At 38.3% G+C, this 14,821-nt stretch carries 28 protein-coding genes; 2 read left to right on the forward strand and 26 right to left on the reverse strand.

Going from position 1 to position 14,821, the window contains the following annotated elements:
* Window positions 1–22: 22 nt before the first annotated feature.
* The 26 genes from rpsD to rpsJ all read right to left on the reverse strand — a co-directional run bounded on the left by rpsD (window position 23) and on the right by rpsJ (window position 12,199).
* Complete coding sequence (gene rpsD / locus A6A10_RS09195) at window positions 23–643, reverse strand: 30S ribosomal protein S4 (protein WP_121123619.1); 621 nt, start codon at window positions 641–643, stop codon at window positions 23–25.
* Between the two features lie 28 nt (window positions 644–671).
* Window positions 672–1,061, reverse strand: a complete 390-nt coding sequence (gene rpsK, locus A6A10_RS09200; RefSeq protein WP_121123621.1) for a 30S ribosomal protein S11 — start codon at window positions 1,059–1,061, stop codon at window positions 672–674.
* 16 nt (window positions 1,062–1,077) lie between these two features.
* The gene (gene rpsM, locus A6A10_RS09205) at window positions 1,078–1,434 is read right to left on the reverse strand and encodes a 30S ribosomal protein S13 (RefSeq protein WP_121123623.1); all 357 of its coding nucleotides are present in this window, start codon (window positions 1,432–1,434) and stop codon (window positions 1,078–1,080) included.
* A gap of 140 nt (window positions 1,435–1,574) precedes the next feature.
* The gene (gene rpmJ / locus A6A10_RS09210) at window positions 1,575–1,688 is read right to left on the reverse strand and encodes a 50S ribosomal protein L36 (protein WP_121123625.1); all 114 of its coding nucleotides are present in this window, start codon (window positions 1,686–1,688) and stop codon (window positions 1,575–1,577) included.
* A 25-nt stretch (window positions 1,689–1,713) separates the two neighbouring features.
* Window positions 1,714–3,036, reverse strand: coding sequence for a preprotein translocase subunit SecY (gene secY / locus A6A10_RS09215; protein WP_121123627.1), 1,323 nt, complete (start codon window positions 3,034–3,036; stop codon window positions 1,714–1,716).
* Between the two features lie 3 nt (window positions 3,037–3,039).
* Window positions 3,040–3,474: a 50S ribosomal protein L15 gene (gene rplO, locus A6A10_RS09220; protein WP_121123629.1), complete on the reverse strand. Its 435-nt coding sequence runs from the start codon at window positions 3,472–3,474 to the stop codon at window positions 3,040–3,042.
* A gap of 4 nt (window positions 3,475–3,478) precedes the next feature.
* Window positions 3,479–3,658, reverse strand: coding sequence for a 50S ribosomal protein L30 (gene rpmD, locus A6A10_RS09225; protein ID WP_121123631.1), 180 nt, complete (start codon window positions 3,656–3,658; stop codon window positions 3,479–3,481).
* Window positions 3,659–3,664: 6 nt separating this feature from the next.
* Complete coding sequence (gene rpsE / locus A6A10_RS09230; protein ID WP_121123633.1) at window positions 3,665–4,165, reverse strand: 30S ribosomal protein S5; 501 nt, start codon at window positions 4,163–4,165, stop codon at window positions 3,665–3,667.
* Between the two features lie 14 nt (window positions 4,166–4,179).
* On the reverse strand, window positions 4,180–4,533 hold the full coding sequence (gene rplR, locus A6A10_RS09235; RefSeq protein ID WP_121123635.1) for a 50S ribosomal protein L18: 354 nt from the start codon (window positions 4,531–4,533) through the stop codon (window positions 4,180–4,182).
* Between the two features lie 14 nt (window positions 4,534–4,547).
* Entirely contained in the window at window positions 4,548–5,081 is a 534-nt protein-coding gene (rplF, locus tag A6A10_RS09240; protein ID WP_121123637.1) for a 50S ribosomal protein L6, read from the reverse strand.
* A 16-nt stretch (window positions 5,082–5,097) separates the two neighbouring features.
* The gene (rpsH, locus tag A6A10_RS09245; protein ID WP_121123639.1) at window positions 5,098–5,490 is read right to left on the reverse strand and encodes a 30S ribosomal protein S8; all 393 of its coding nucleotides are present in this window, start codon (window positions 5,488–5,490) and stop codon (window positions 5,098–5,100) included.
* A 35-nt stretch (window positions 5,491–5,525) separates the two neighbouring features.
* On the reverse strand, window positions 5,526–5,831 hold the full coding sequence (gene rpsN / locus A6A10_RS09250; protein ID WP_121123641.1) for a 30S ribosomal protein S14: 306 nt from the start codon (window positions 5,829–5,831) through the stop codon (window positions 5,526–5,528).
* A gap of 11 nt (window positions 5,832–5,842) precedes the next feature.
* Window positions 5,843–6,382: a 50S ribosomal protein L5 gene (rplE, locus tag A6A10_RS09255; RefSeq protein ID WP_121123643.1), complete on the reverse strand. Its 540-nt coding sequence runs from the start codon at window positions 6,380–6,382 to the stop codon at window positions 5,843–5,845.
* Window positions 6,383–6,399: 17 nt separating this feature from the next.
* On the reverse strand, window positions 6,400–6,711 hold the full coding sequence (gene rplX / locus A6A10_RS09260; RefSeq protein WP_121123645.1) for a 50S ribosomal protein L24: 312 nt from the start codon (window positions 6,709–6,711) through the stop codon (window positions 6,400–6,402).
* A 10-nt stretch (window positions 6,712–6,721) separates the two neighbouring features.
* Window positions 6,722–7,093: a 50S ribosomal protein L14 gene (gene rplN / locus A6A10_RS09265; protein ID WP_005711998.1), complete on the reverse strand. Its 372-nt coding sequence runs from the start codon at window positions 7,091–7,093 to the stop codon at window positions 6,722–6,724.
* A 149-nt stretch (window positions 7,094–7,242) separates the two neighbouring features.
* Complete coding sequence (gene rpsQ, locus A6A10_RS09270; protein WP_121123647.1) at window positions 7,243–7,500, reverse strand: 30S ribosomal protein S17; 258 nt, start codon at window positions 7,498–7,500, stop codon at window positions 7,243–7,245.
* Window positions 7,500–7,691 carry a 50S ribosomal protein L29 gene (gene rpmC, locus A6A10_RS09275; protein WP_005539356.1) on the reverse strand — a complete coding sequence of 64 codons (192 nt, stop codon included), beginning with the start codon at window positions 7,689–7,691 and terminating at the stop codon, window positions 7,500–7,502. Before rpmC ends, rpsQ begins: the two co-directional genes overlap by 1 nt.
* Window positions 7,691–8,101 (reverse strand): 50S ribosomal protein L16, encoded by a 411-nt coding sequence (rplP, locus tag A6A10_RS09280; RefSeq protein WP_121123648.1) that lies wholly within the window; start codon window positions 8,099–8,101, stop codon window positions 7,691–7,693. The genes rpmC and rplP overlap by 1 nt, the downstream gene beginning before the upstream one ends.
* Before the next feature lie 12 nt (window positions 8,102–8,113).
* Window positions 8,114–8,818 (reverse strand): 30S ribosomal protein S3, encoded by a 705-nt coding sequence (gene rpsC / locus A6A10_RS09285; protein WP_121123650.1) that lies wholly within the window; start codon window positions 8,816–8,818, stop codon window positions 8,114–8,116.
* A gap of 18 nt (window positions 8,819–8,836) precedes the next feature.
* The gene (gene rplV, locus A6A10_RS09290; protein WP_121123652.1) at window positions 8,837–9,169 is read right to left on the reverse strand and encodes a 50S ribosomal protein L22; all 333 of its coding nucleotides are present in this window, start codon (window positions 9,167–9,169) and stop codon (window positions 8,837–8,839) included.
* Between the two features lie 9 nt (window positions 9,170–9,178).
* The gene (gene rpsS / locus A6A10_RS09295; RefSeq protein WP_077559287.1) at window positions 9,179–9,454 is read right to left on the reverse strand and encodes a 30S ribosomal protein S19; all 276 of its coding nucleotides are present in this window, start codon (window positions 9,452–9,454) and stop codon (window positions 9,179–9,181) included.
* A gap of 26 nt (window positions 9,455–9,480) precedes the next feature.
* Window positions 9,481–10,302, reverse strand: coding sequence for a 50S ribosomal protein L2 (gene rplB / locus A6A10_RS09300; RefSeq protein WP_121123654.1), 822 nt, complete (start codon window positions 10,300–10,302; stop codon window positions 9,481–9,483).
* 19 nt (window positions 10,303–10,321) lie between these two features.
* Window positions 10,322–10,627: a 50S ribosomal protein L23 gene (gene rplW / locus A6A10_RS09305; RefSeq protein ID WP_121123656.1), complete on the reverse strand. Its 306-nt coding sequence runs from the start codon at window positions 10,625–10,627 to the stop codon at window positions 10,322–10,324.
* On the reverse strand, window positions 10,624–11,229 hold the full coding sequence (gene rplD / locus A6A10_RS09310) for a 50S ribosomal protein L4 (protein ID WP_121123658.1): 606 nt from the start codon (window positions 11,227–11,229) through the stop codon (window positions 10,624–10,626). The genes rplW and rplD overlap by 4 nt, the downstream gene beginning before the upstream one ends.
* 15 nt (window positions 11,230–11,244) lie before the next feature.
* Window positions 11,245–11,871, reverse strand: coding sequence for a 50S ribosomal protein L3 (rplC, locus tag A6A10_RS09315; protein WP_121123660.1), 627 nt, complete (start codon window positions 11,869–11,871; stop codon window positions 11,245–11,247).
* A gap of 16 nt (window positions 11,872–11,887) precedes the next feature.
* Window positions 11,888–12,199: a 30S ribosomal protein S10 gene (gene rpsJ, locus A6A10_RS09320; RefSeq protein WP_001181005.1), complete on the reverse strand. Its 312-nt coding sequence runs from the start codon at window positions 12,197–12,199 to the stop codon at window positions 11,888–11,890.
* 442 nt (window positions 12,200–12,641) lie between these two features.
* Here rpsJ and A6A10_RS09325 point away from each other — a divergent pair, with 442 nt between their 5' ends.
* Window positions 12,642–13,283 (forward strand): TfoX/Sxy family DNA transformation protein, encoded by a 642-nt coding sequence (locus A6A10_RS09325; protein WP_170143765.1) that lies wholly within the window; start codon window positions 12,642–12,644, stop codon window positions 13,281–13,283.
* 116 nt (window positions 13,284–13,399) lie between these two features.
* Entirely contained in the window at window positions 13,400–14,794 is a 1,395-nt protein-coding gene (fumC, locus tag A6A10_RS09330) for a class II fumarate hydratase (RefSeq protein WP_121123663.1), read from the forward strand.
* The last annotated feature ends 27 nt before the right edge of the window (window positions 14,795–14,821 follow it).

The following is a 14,821-nucleotide window of genomic DNA, read 5'->3' on the forward strand; positions in this document are numbered from 1 at the left end:
CTTTGCTTTTAAGCACTACTTATTATTTAGAATAGAGCTCAACGATCAGATGTTCATTAATATCTGCTGATAGATCAGAACGTTCAGGTGTACGTTTAAACACACCTTCCATCTTTGTAGCATCAACTTCTAACCAAGTTGGTTTTTCACGTTGAGTCGCTAATTCTAATGATGCTTTGATACGTGCTTGTTTTTTTGATTTCTCACGAACAGCAACCACATCATCAACAGAAACTTGATAAGAAGGAATATTTACTACTCGACCATTTACCACAATAGATTTGTGACTAACTAACTGACGAGCTTCTGCTCTAGTTGCAGCAAATCCCATACGGTAAACAACATTATCTAAACGTCCTTCTAACAAGACTAATAAGTTCTCACCGGTATTACCTTTTAAACGGTTAGCTTCTTTATAGTAATTACGGAACTGACGTTCCAAAATACCATACATACGGCGAACTTTTTGTTTCTCACGAAGCTGACTACCATAGTCAGATAAACGAGGTTTACGAGCACCATGTTGACCTGGCGCTGTATCAATTTTACATTTTGACTCGATCGCTCGAACGCCTGATTTAAGGAATAAATCAGTACCCTCACGACGGCTTAGCTTGAGCTTTGGACCCAAATATCTTGCCATTTTCTTTCTCCAATTATTCTAACGTCAATTATACACGACGTTTTTTCGGTGGACGACAACCGTTATGAGGAATCGGAGTCACATCAGTAATGTTCGTGATACGGAAACCCGCTGCACTTAATGCACGGATTGTTGATTCACGACCTGGACCCGGTCCCTTAACCATAACCTCTAAATTCTTTAAACCAAACTCTTTAACAACTTCAGCACAACGCTCTGCTGCAACTTGAGCTGCAAATGGAGTTGATTTACGAGAACCACGGAAACCTGAACCACCAGCAGTAGCCCAAGCTAAAGCATTTCCTTGACGGTCAGTAATGGTTACGATTGTATTATTGAAAGATGCATGGATATGCGCAATGCCATCTGCGATCTGTTTTTTTACACGCTTACGCGCACGAACTGGTGTTTTAGCCATTTTTTATCTACTCCGATTATTTCTTGATCGGTTTGCGTGGACCCTTGCGAGTACGCGCATTAGTCTTAGTACGTTGACCACGTACTGGTAAACTACGACGATGACGCAAACCACGGTAACAACCTAGGTCTAATAGACGCTTGATACTCAAAGTCACTTCACGACGTAAATCACCTTCGACAGTAAATTTACCAACTTCTTCACGCAGTTTTTCAATCTGCTCTTCAGACAATTCTCTGATCTTTACATCTTCAGCAATACCCGCAGAAGCACAAATTGCTTGAGCACGAGTCTTACCGATACCATAAATAGCAGTTAATGCGATTACAGTGTGTTTTTGATCAGGAATGTTAATGCCTGCAATACGGGCCACTATGCACTCCTATTTTTATTTAATGTTATTGATATACTGATCTTGAAAAGCCCGTTTCAGGATACTCAAACAGTATATCAGGACGAAATTAGCTGAGCAGTATAACTACTCAGCTGGTTCTTTGCAAGAAAGAATATCAATTAACCTTGACGTTGTTTATGTTTCGCATCGTTGCAAATCACACGAACAACACCTTGACGTTTAACAACTTTACAGTTACGACATAATTTCTTAACTGAAGCACGAACTTTCATTGCTTATCCTTTTATGAAAGGGCTATTATTGCCCTAAGCCTTTCAGATTGGCTTTCTTCAACACAGAATCATACTGTAAAGACATTAAATGACTCTGAACTTGTGCGATGAAATCCATAATAACAACCACTACAATCAATAATGAAGTACCGCCTAATTGGAAAGGAACTTTCCATAATGATGTAATGATATACGGAACCAAACAAACAAAAGTAATATACAACGATCCAATTAAGGTTAAGCGAGTCATTACTTTATCAATATAACGAGATGTTTGTTCACCTGGTCTATAACCTGGTACAAACGCACCTGATTTCTTTAAATTATCCGCTGTATCACGTGGATTATATTGCATCCCTGTATAGAAAAATGCAAAGAAGATAACAGCCATAGCAAACAATACAATATATAACGGCTGACCTGGTTGCAATAATTGTGACAAATCAAACAACCATTCAAAACCTTCACTCTGACCAAACCATTGAGTAATACTCGCAGGAAATAATATCACACTTGATGCAAAAATTGCTGGAATAACCCCAGCCATATTCACTTTCAAAGGTAAATGTGAAGATCTTGCAGGCGCCATCATTCTTCCTTGCTGACGGCTAGCATAATTTACAACTATTCTTCTCTGTCCACGTTCAACAAAAACAACAAAATATGTTACTGCAAAAGCTATGAGTGCAATCAACAACAGAACAAGTAAAGAAATCTCTCCTTGACGAGCCTGCTCGATTGTTTGCCCAATAACAGATGGCAAACCTGCAACTATCCCTGCAAAAATTATGAGAGATATACCATTGCCAATTCCTCTTTCAGTGATCTGCTCACCAAGCCACATTAAGAACATTGTTCCTGTAACAAGACTAATCACAGAAGTTACATAAAATAGGATAGTAGGATTAGGCACTAGCCCTTGAATCATATTTGGTAAGGCCAAAGAAATACCTATTGACTGAATAAAAGCCAATAGTAAAGTGGCATATCGTGTATATTTGCTAATTTTACGTCTTCCAGCTTCACCTTCTTTCTTCAACTCAGCCAATGCAGGATGAATTGCTGTCAATAATTGTAAAATAATGGAAGCAGAAATATAAGGCATTATACCTAATGCAAATATAGAAGCCCTACTCAAAGCACCACCAGAGAACATATTAAACATATCAATGATGGTACCTTGTTGTTGATTGACTAACTCGGATAATACAGAAGCATCAATACCAGGAACAGGAATAAAAGAACCGATACGAAATACAACTAAAGCACCTAAAACAAATAACAATCTAGACTTTAATTCGCCAGTTCCTTTTTGAGTATTACCTTGAAATCCTGGTTGTTTAGCCATTTATTATTCCTCGATAGAACCACCAGCAGCTTCAATTGCTGCCTTTGCACCTTTGGTTACACGTAACCCTTTAATTACTAAAGCTTTTTCAACTTTACCAGATAAAATTACTTTTGCTGATAAAACATCCTTAGTAATAATGTTAGCTGCCTTAAGTGTTTCTAAAGTTACAACATTACCCTCTACTTTCTCTAATTCATTCAGACGAATTTCCGCTGAATGTAATGATTTAAGAGAAGTAAAGCCAAATTTTGGTAAACGACGATATAAAGGCATTTGACCACCTTCGAAACCGCGACGAACTCCGCCACCAGTACGAGATTTTTGACCTTTATGACCACGTCCACCTGTTTTACCTAAACCAGAACCAATACCACGGCCAAGACGCTTTTCATGATGCTTAGCGCCATCAGCTGGGGATAGAGAATTTAAACGCATTCTATTACTCCTCAACCTTAACCATATATGAAACCTGATTGATCATACCACGTACTGCTGGAGTATCGATCAATTCTACAGTATGGCGAATATGGCGCAGACCTAGTCCCTTTAATGTAGCTTTATGCTTCGGTAAACGAGCGATAGAACTACGAACTTGTGTTACTTTAATTGTTTTTGCCATATTCAATTACCCCAAAATATCATCAACGGTTTTACCACGTTTAGCAGCAACCATCTCTGGTGATTTCATATTTGCAAGAGCATCTATTGTTGCACGAACAACATTGATTGGGTTAGTTGAACCATACGCTTTTGATAAAACGTTACGAACACCTGCAACTTCCAATACTGAACGCATTGCACCGCCAGCGATGATACCTGTACCTTCACTTGCTGGTTGCATAAATACTCTAGAACCAGTATGAGAACCTTTAACTGGGTGTTGTAATGTACCTTCATTTAAGGCTACATTAATCATATTGCGACGAGCTTTCTCCATCGCTTTCTGGATTGCTGCTGGAACCTCACGAGCTTTACCATATCCAAAACCAACACGACCATTACCATCGCCTACCACTGTTAAAGCGGTAAAGCTCATAATACGACCACCTTTTACGGTTTTAGAAACACGGTTAACCGCGATTAGCTTTTCCTGCAGTTCACCAGCTTGTTTTTCGATGTTTGACATCTCAAATTCCTCTATTAGAACTGAAGACCAGCTTCACGAGCAGCATCTGCCAATGATTGAACTCGACCATGGTATTTAAAACCAGAACGATCAAATGCAACCGCTTCAATACCTTTAGCTAAAGCACGCTCAGCAACTAATTTACCAACTACTGCTGCTGCATCTTTATTACCAGTATATTTAACTTGCTCTTTAATTACTTTTTCAACAGTTGAAGCTGCTACTAGTACTTCTGAGCCATTAGGTGCAATAACCTGCGCATAAATATGACGAGGTGTGCGATGCACAACCAAACGGGTTGCACCTTGCTCTCTCATTAAATGACGTGCACGGCTTGCACGACGGATACGAGCTACTTTCTTATCCATAGTGTTACCTTACTTTACTTTTTCTTCGCTTCTTTTGTACGTACAACTTCATCTGAATAACGTACACCCTTACCTTTATAAGGCTCTGGACGGCGATATGCACGAATATCTGCTGCAACCTGACCAATTAACTGCTTGTCTGCACTCTTAAGAACAACTTCTGTCTGAGATGGACATTCAGCAGTTACACCAGCTGGCAACGTATGTTCTACAGGGTGAGAGAAACCTAAATTTAAGGCAACAACATTACCCTTAATTTGTGCTCTATAACCAACCCCAACCAATTGCAATTTCTTAGTAAAACCTTCAGTAACACCGATAACCATTGCATTTACAAGTGCGCGCGCAGTTCCTGCTTGTGCATCTGAATTAGCAACACCAATTCTTGGTGAAAAAGTTAATGCATTATCTTCATATTTCACTTCAACTGCATGATGAATCTCACGTGATAATTCACCATTTTTTCCTTTAACTGTTAATAGCTGACCGTTGAGTTTAACCTCAACACCGGCAGGAACATTAACAGGTGCTTTTGCAACACGAGACATTTTTCCTACCCCTTCATTACGCTACATAACATATAATTTCACCGCCGAGACCAGCTTGACGAGCTGCTCGATCAGTCATTACACCTTTTGATGTAGAAACAACAGCAATACCTAAACCACCCATAACTTTTGGTAATTCATCTTTACGTTTGTAAATACGAAGACCAGGACGGCTTACTCTCTGAATACTTTCTACAACAGGTTTATTTTGGAAATACTTTAACGTAATTTCCAACTCAGGTTTTGAACCTTCAACAATTTTGAAGCTCTCAACATAACCTTCTTCAGCTAAAACGTTTGCAATAGCAACTTTTAACTTAGAAGAAGGCATACTGATTGCAACTTTATTCGCTGCTTGACCGTTACGAATACGGGTCAGCATATCTGCGATTGGATCTTGCATGCTCATGTATTTACTCCCATGATTCCAAATTAAAAGAGGTATTACCAACTTGCCTTTTTAAGCCCAGGGATTTCTCCACGCATTGCTGCTTCACGAACTTTAATACGGCTTAGACCAAACTTACGAAGTACACCATGTGGGCGACCTGTTTGGGCGCAACGGTTACGCTGACGACTAGGGCTTGAATCACGTGGCAATGATTGTAATTTTAATACAGCATCCCAACGCTCTTCATCTGAAGAATTAACACCAGAAATAATCTTCTTTAACTCTTCACGCTTCTCGTAAAACTTATCAGCTAACTTCGCACGCTTTACATCGCGTGCAATCATTGATTGTTTTGCCATGATAACCTACCTTATTTACGGAATGGGAAATTGAAAGCAGCTAGTAAAGCTAGGCCTTCTTCATCATTTTTCGCTGTTGTGGTAATAGTAATATCTAAACCACGTACGCGATCTACTTTATCGTAATCGATCTCAGGGAAAATGATTTGTTCACGAACACCCATACTGTAATTGCCTCGACCATCAAAAGATTTTGTGTTTAAACCACGAAAATCTCGAGTACGAGGAACAGCGATAGTAATCAATCTTTCAAAGAACTCCCACATACGTTCACCACGTAGAGTTACTTTACATCCGATAGGATACCCTTGACGGATTTTAAAGCCAGCAACAGATTTGCGAGCTTTTGTAATTAAAGGTTTTTGACCGCTAATTGCTGCTAGATCTGCTACTGCATTATCTAGTAGTTTTTTATCGGTCAATGCTTCACCCACACCCATATTAAGGGTTATCTTTTCGATTCGTGGGACTTGCATGACAGACGAGTAGTTGAATTTAGTTTTCAATTCATTAACTACTTGCTCTCTGTAGTAATCATGCAGTTTCGCCATCGCATTACTCCAGTTAATTAAATTGTTTTATCGTTAGACTTAAAGAAACGAACTTTTTTTCCATCTTCAAATCTAAAACCTACACGGTCAGCTTTATTTGTTTCAGGGTTAAAGATAGCAACATTTGATACTTCAATTGCAGCTTCTTGTTTAACTAAACCACCTGGTTTTCCTAATGCAGGAACAGGTTTTTCATGCTTAGTTACAACATTAATACCTTCAACAAACACTTTACCATTTGGTAACACCTTAGTTACCTTACCACGCTTACCTTTATCTTTACCGGTAAGAACAATAACTTCATCGTTTTGACGGATCTTCGCAGCCATTACATTCTCCTTACAGTACTTCTGGAGCTAAAGAAATGATCTTCATAAACTTCTCAGAACGAAGCTCACGAGTCACAGGTCCAAAAATACGAGTACCGATTGGTTGCTCTGTATTATTATTTAAAATAACACAAGCGTTACCATCGAAACGAATAACCGCGCCATCTGGGCGACGAACACCCTTCTTGGTGCGCACAACAACTGCTTTTAACACATCACCTTTTTTAACTTTACCACGAGGAATTGCTTCTTTCACAGTAACTTTAATGATATCGCCAATTGCAGCGTAACGACGGTGCGATCCACCTAGAACCTTGATACACATTACGCTACGAGCCCCTGAATTATCAGCAACATCCAGCATAGTCTGTTCTTGGATCATATTAGTGCTCCGTTAAATAAAAAAACACCCTTTCGGGACGAATCCATCCTAAGTTGGACAGGCGTAGCATTATACACGCCGTTCAACTAAAGGACAACACAAAAAAAGTAAACGGTATAAAACCGTTTACTTTTCATACCAATCATTAATTAAGCAACTACTGCTTTCTCAACGACACGAACTAAAGTCCATGATTTAGTTTTAGAGAGTGGGCGACACTCTTTAATCTCAACTACATCACCTAATTTAGCATCGTTATTTTCATCATGTACATGTAATTTCGTTGTACGACGGATAAACTTACCATAAATTGGATGTTTAACTGTACGTTCAATAGCAATAACGAATGATTTATCCATTTTATCGCTAATTACTTTACCTTGTACTTTACGAATTTTATCAGTCATTACTCACCCGCTTTTTCTGTTAACACAGTTTTGATTTGTGCAATACTGCGACGCACTTGTTTTAACTGATGGGTTTGTTGAAGCTGACCGGTGGCTGCTTGCATACGCAACTTGAATTGCTCACCTAACAAGTTAACCAATTCAGCATTCAGCTCTTCAACACTTTTTGTACGTAGTTCTTGAGCTTTCATTACATCACCGTCTTAGTTACAAATGTGGTTTTAAACGGAAGTTTAGCTGCAGCTAATGCAAAAGCATTACGCGCAACTTCTTCAGAAACACCATCCATTTCATAGAGAACTTTACCCGGCTGGATTAAGGCTACCCAGTATTCTACATTACCTTTACCTTTACCCATACGGACTTCCAATGGTTTTTCAGTAATTGGTTTATCTGGGAATACACGAATCCAGATTTTACCTTGACGTTTTACTGCACGGCTCATCGCACGACGAGCTGCTTCAATTTGACGAGCAGTTAAACGACCACGACCAATTGCTTTTAAACCGAATGAACCGAAGCTCACTTCTGTACCACCCGCGAGACCACGGTTGCGTCCTTTGTGAACTTTACGGAATTTTGTACGTTTTGGTTGTAACATTCAGTGATCTCCTTATTTACGACCTTTGCGAGCAGGCTTTTTAGGCTGTGTCGCTGGTTCTTTCTCAGATTCAATCACTGCAGCCATCCCACCAAGAATTTCACCTTTGAAGATCCATACTTTAATACCGATTACTCCGTATGTAGTATTAGCTTCAGCAGTATTATAATCGATGTCAGCACGAAGTGTATGCAAAGGTACACGACCTTCACGATACCATTCTGAACGTGCGATTTCTGCACCACCTAAACGACCGCTAACTTCAACTTTGATACCTTTAGCACCTAAACGCATTGCATTTTGTACCGCACGTTTCATTGCACGACGGAACATAACACGTCTTTCAAGTTGAGAAGCAATGCTATCTGCAACTAATTTTGCATCTAGCTCTGGTTTTTTCACTTCTGCGATGTTGATTTGTGCTGGAACACCTGCAATTTTAGAAACTGCATTTCTTAATTTTTCAACATCTTCGCCTTTTTTACCGATAACGATACCTGGACGAGCAGTATGAATTGTTACACGGATGCTTTTTGCTGGACGCTCAATAGTGATGCGTGACACAGAAGCATTCGCTAACTCTTTATTTAAAAATTTACGTACTTTGAAATCGCCATCTAAGTTAGATGCGAAATCTTGTGTATTCGCGAACCAAGTAGAGCTCCAAGGCTTAACAATACCAAGGCGAATACCATGTGGATGTACTTTTTGACCCATTTGTTATTCTCCTACTGATTAACGATCTGACACAACCACAGTAATGTGGCTTGTACGTTTTAAAATACGATCGGCACGACCTTTAGCACGTGGCATTACACGTTTCATGCTTGGACCTTCATCAACGAAGATCTTTGCAACTTTAAGGTCATCGACATCTGCACCATCATTGTGCTCTGCATTTGCAATAGCTGATTCTAATACTTTCTTAACTAAAGACGCTGCTTTTTTATTTGTGAAAGTTAAAATTTCTAGTGCTTGTGCAACTTTTTTACCGCGAATTAAATCAGCAACTAAGCGAGCTTTTTGGGCAGAAGTACGAGCGTAACGATGTTTTGCAATAGTTTCCATCTTTTACCTCTATCTCTTAGCTTTCTTATCTGCGGCATGACCGCGGTATGTACGAGTCGGTGCAAATTCACCTAATTTATGACCGATCATTTCATCAGAAACATAAACTGGAACATGCTGACGACCATTATGGACTGCGATGGTCAATCCGATCATTGATGGAATGATCATTGAACGACGGGACCAAGTTTTAATTGGTTTTTTATCCCCGCTTTCCACCGCCTTCTCTACCTTCTTCAACAAGTGTAGGTCAAGGAATGGACCCTTCTTGAGAGAACGTGGCATGGCTTACCTCTTAATTAATTAAAAATTTATTTACCACGACGACGTACGATAAATTTATCTGTACGTTTGTTATGGCGAGTTTTCTTACCTTTGGTTTGAACGCCCCAAGGAGTAACAGGGTGTTTACCGAAGTTACGACCTTCACCACCACCGTGAGGGTGATCGACTGGGTTCATTGCAGTACCACGAACTGTTGGACGAATACCTCTCCAACGGTTTGCACCTGCTTTACCAAGAACGCGAAGCATATGCTCTGAATTGCCTACTTCACCAATAGTAGCAGAACATTCAGCTAAAACTTTACGCATTTCACCTGAGCGAAGACGTAAAGTTACATAATTACCTTCACGAGCAATAATTTGTACGTATGCACCTGCAGAACGAGCGATTTGACCGCCTTTTCCTGGTTTTAATTCTACATTGTGAATTGTTGAACCTACAGGGATATTACGCATTGGTAATGAGTTACCTACTTTAATTGGCGCTGAAACACCCGCTTGAATTTGATCACCTACAGATAAACCTTTAGGAGCCAAAATATAACGGCGTTCACCATCTTTATAAAGTACTAATGCAATATTAGCAGAACGATTTGGATCATATTCTAAACGTTCAACAACAGCAGGAATATTTAATTTATTACGTTTAAAATCAATTAAACGGTAATGCTGTTTATGACCACCACCGATATGACGAGTGGTAATACGACCTAAATTATTACGACCACCACTTTTAGACTTAGAGTCTAATAATGGAGCATAAGGTTTACCCTTATGTAATTCTGCGTTAACAATTTTTACTACATGACGACGACCAGCGGAGGTCGGCTTACATTTAACGATAGCCATAGTTTTCTATTCCTCCGAATTACTCTGTTGCACCTTCAACAAAGTCAAGTGATTGACCTTCTTGAAGAGTAACATATGCTTTTTTCCAGTCACTACGACGACCTGTTTTTGTACCACGACGTTTAGTTTTACCTTTAACAACCACAGTACGTACAGAATCAACCTTTACTTCAAAAAGCTGTTCAACTGCTTTAGCAACTTCCGCTTTATTAGAATCTAAAGCTACTTTAAAAACAATCGTATTCGCTTTTTCAGCATTATTTGTTGCTTTCTCAGAGATATGAGGTGCTTTAAGCACTTTTAGCAAACGTTCTTGTTGAATCATGCTAACATCTCCTCAATTTGTTTTACTGCATCAACAGTCATAACTACTTTATCAAAAGCAATTAAACTTACTGGATCGATAGCTTGAACATCACGAACATCTACTTTGTATAAGTTACGTGCAGCCAAGAATAGATTTTCATCTAAACTCGCAGTAATGATAAGCGCATCTGTTAATGCCATATCTTTCAATTTCTGTACCAAAACTTTAGTTTTAGGTGCTTCAATTTCAAACTTCTCAACAACAACTAAACGATCTTGACGAACAAGTTCAGATAGAATGCTCTTGATTGCACCGCGGTACATTTTTTTATTTACTTTTTGGCTATGATCTTGTGGTTTTGCAGCAAATGTAATACCACCAGAACGCCAGATTGGTGATTTAACATCACCAGCACGAGCACGACCCGTACCTTTTTGACGCCAAGGTTTTTTACCTGAACCAGACACTTCAGCACGAGTTTTTTGAGCACGAGATCCTTGACGAGCACCTGCTGCATAAGCAACAACTACTTGATGGATAAGAGCTTCATTAAACTCACGTCCGAAGGTAGTTTCAGAAACCGCTAATGCACTTTGTGCATCTCTTACGACTAATTCCATCTCTAACTCCTAGACTTATGCTTTAACTGCTGGTTTAACAATAACATCACTATTAGTTGCGCCAGGTACAGAACCTTTAACTAATAATAATTTACGCTCAGCATCTACACGAACAACTTCAAGTGATTGAACAGTTACACGCTCAGCACCTAAATGTCCTGCCATTTTTTTACCTTTAAACACACGACCTGGAGTTTGGTTTTGACCAATAGAACCAAGTACACGATGTGATAAAGAGTTACCGTGAGTTGCATCTTGAGTACGGAAATTCCAGCGTTTAACACCACCAGCAAAACCTTTACCTTTTGATGTACCAGTAACATCTACTTTTTTAACATCTGTGAAGATGTCTACGTTGATTTCTTGACCTAAAGTGAATTCTTCACCTTCAGTACGAAATTCCCATAAACCGCGACCAGCTTCAACACCTGCTTTAACGAAATGACCTGCTTCAGGCTTAGTTACACGATTCGCTTTTTTCGAACCTGTTGTAACTTGAACTGCAGTATAGCCATCGTTTTCAAGAGTTTTAACCTGAGTCACACGGTTGGCTTCGATTTCGATTACAGTAACTGGAACTGAAACGCCATCTTCATTAAAGATGCGAGTCATTCCAACTTTACGACCGACTAAACCAATCATTGTAATAACCTCTTAATTAACCTAGGCTGATCTGCACGTCAACGCCGGCAGCCAAATCTAAACGCATTAACGCATCAACAGTTTTTTCTGTTGGCTCAACAATATCCACTAAACGTTTGTGGGTACGAATCTCATATTGATCACGTGCGTCTTTGTTAACGTGTGGTGAAATCAATACAGTGAAACGTTCTTTACGTGTTGGTAAAGGAATCGGACCACGAACTTGCGCCCCTGTACGTTTAGCTGTTTCTACGATCTCCGCTGTAGATTGATCAATTAAACGATGATCAAAAGCTTTCAAGCGGATACGGATTCTTTGGTTCTGCATTAGACCAGAGCTCCATTAATATTTAGCTAATAAAAAAACCGAACCACCACTTAAAAATACCTAAGGGGGCACAGTCATACCTTGTTATAGTCCTCTAATTGAGAACATTTTATGTATTACAAAATCTGTAATACCACCTAATAAATGATTACATTAGGAGACTATTAATTTAATAGTGTTTGGATTCTACAAGAATTCGATAAGTGAATCAAGCTATATTTAATCACTATATGTAAACATAAAAATTCTCAGCTACGTCATCACCCGCCAAATTTCTGGTTAAAATTTAACCCAAAAGGGATTTTTTTTACAATTTTTCGATATATCTCACAAAAAAACTAATCATTATTGATTGCAAATGTAATTTCATAAAGTAATTATCATTATCGAGGATATTTTCTCACCTAATTAACTTATTTATCCATAACCTATGAGGATTCTAATGACTTACATAGAAATGCAAACACAAGAAATTCGTAACTTACTTCTACCCATACTTGGTCAAACTACCGCAAAAACTTATTTTTCCTATTATGGAATATTCAAAGATTGCATCATGATAGGACTCTATAAAGAAGGATTATTCTATCTAAAAATTTCGGAAAAATTCTTTTCAGATTTAAATCAATACCAGGAGATTACCAGTTTATCAGATCCTAATATTAAACAATCAAGTAAATATTATTTTATGCCTAACATTATTCTAAATAATATAGAAAAACATAGTGATTGGTTCACTGATAGTTTTGCTGATATAAAACAAGCGAAAGATACATCTTATTTACAAAAAAGGAATAGAATCAGTTCATTGCCTAATATGAATTTAAATTTAGCAAGAACACTCAAAAAAGTGAACGTAATAACGAAAGAGGATTTAATTGACAAAGGGGAAGTTTGTATCTTTGTCGATCTGATCAAACTTGGTATAGACGTAGATCATATTATCTTGTTCAAACTATATGGAGCAATAAACAACCAATTTATTTATACCATGTCCACTAATATAAAGCTGCATCTACTGAAAGATGCAAATCAAGCCCTAAATCATGCGGGACTGAGAAAAAGGTTTAACATAAATTTATGATCCACATCACAAAATTTATAAAAAACAGAAGGGAATCTTTTGTATATCATTTCTTTATTATTTTGTGAGTGCTAACATTCCCTTGATTATTATTTATTAAATCTTAGGAGAAAATCATGGAATTTCGTATCGAAAAAGACACGATGGGCGAAGTTAAAGTACCAGCCAATCGCTATTGGGCAGCCCAAACTGAACGCTCTCGTAATAATTTTAAAATTGGACCTGAAGGTTCGATGCCTAAAGAAATTATTGAGGCATTTGGTTATCTGAAAAAAGCGGCGGCTTATGCAAACCATGATTTAGGCGTGCTTCCTGTAGACAAACGCGATCTGATTGCAACCGCTTGTGATGAAATCCTCGCAAATAAGTTAGAGGGAGAATTTCCACTCGTTATTTGGCAAACTGGTTCAGGTACACAATCTAACATGAATGTAAATGAAGTCGTTGCTAATCGTGCTCACGTTTTAAATGGCGGAAAATTAGGTGAAAAATCAATTATTCACCCTAATGATGATGTAAATAAATCTCAATCATCTAATGATACTTATCCAACCGCAATGCATATTGCTGCATACAAAAAAGTAGTGGAACATACACTTCCAGCAGTAAAACGTTTACAAAAAACATTAGCTGATAAATCAGAAGCATTTAAAGATGTTGTAAAAATCGGACGTACTCACTTAATGGATGCCACTCCATTAACTCTAGGACAAGAATTTTCAGCTTATGCAGCTCAGCTTTCTTTCGGCATTAAAGCCCTAGAACATACCCTACCTCATTTATCTGAATTAGCGCTAGGCGGTACTGCTGTTGGTACAGGATTAAATACACCACAAGGTTATGATGTAAAAGTTGCAGAATATATTGCTAAATTTACAGGTTTACCATTTGTAACTGCACAAAATAAATTTGAAGCTTTAGCTACTCATGATGCAATCGTAGAAACTCACGGAGCATTAAAACAATTAGCTGTTTCACTGTATAAAATTGCGAATGACGTTCGTTTATTAGCCTCTGGTCCTCGCTCTGGAATCGGTGAAATCTTAATTCCTGAAAATGAACCAGGTTCATCTATCATGCCAGGTAAAGTAAACCCAACACAATGTGAAGCAATGACAATGGTATGTGCACAAGTATTAGGTAATGATACAACTATCTCATTTGCGGGTACACAAGGACATTTCCAATTAAATGTATATAAACCTGTTATGGCATTTAATTTCCTACAATCAGCCCAATTGTTAGGCGATGCTTGTATTTCATTTGAAGAACACTGTGCATCAGGTATTGAACCAAACCATCCAAGAATCAAACAACAATTGGAACAATCTTTAATGTTAGTTACCGCGTTAAATACCCATATTGGTTATGAGAATGCGGCTAAGATAGCAAAAACTGCACATAAAAATGGTACAACATTAAAAGAAGAAGCTATTAATTTAGGCTTATTGACGGAAGAACAGTTTGATGAATGGGTCAGACCAGAAGATATGGTTGGTAGTCTAAAATAAAATTAATTACCAAATCTAACTACAGTG

This window comes from Otariodibacter oris (assembly GCF_009684715.1).
GTDB lineage: Bacteria > Pseudomonadota > Gammaproteobacteria > Enterobacterales > Pasteurellaceae > Otariodibacter > Otariodibacter oris.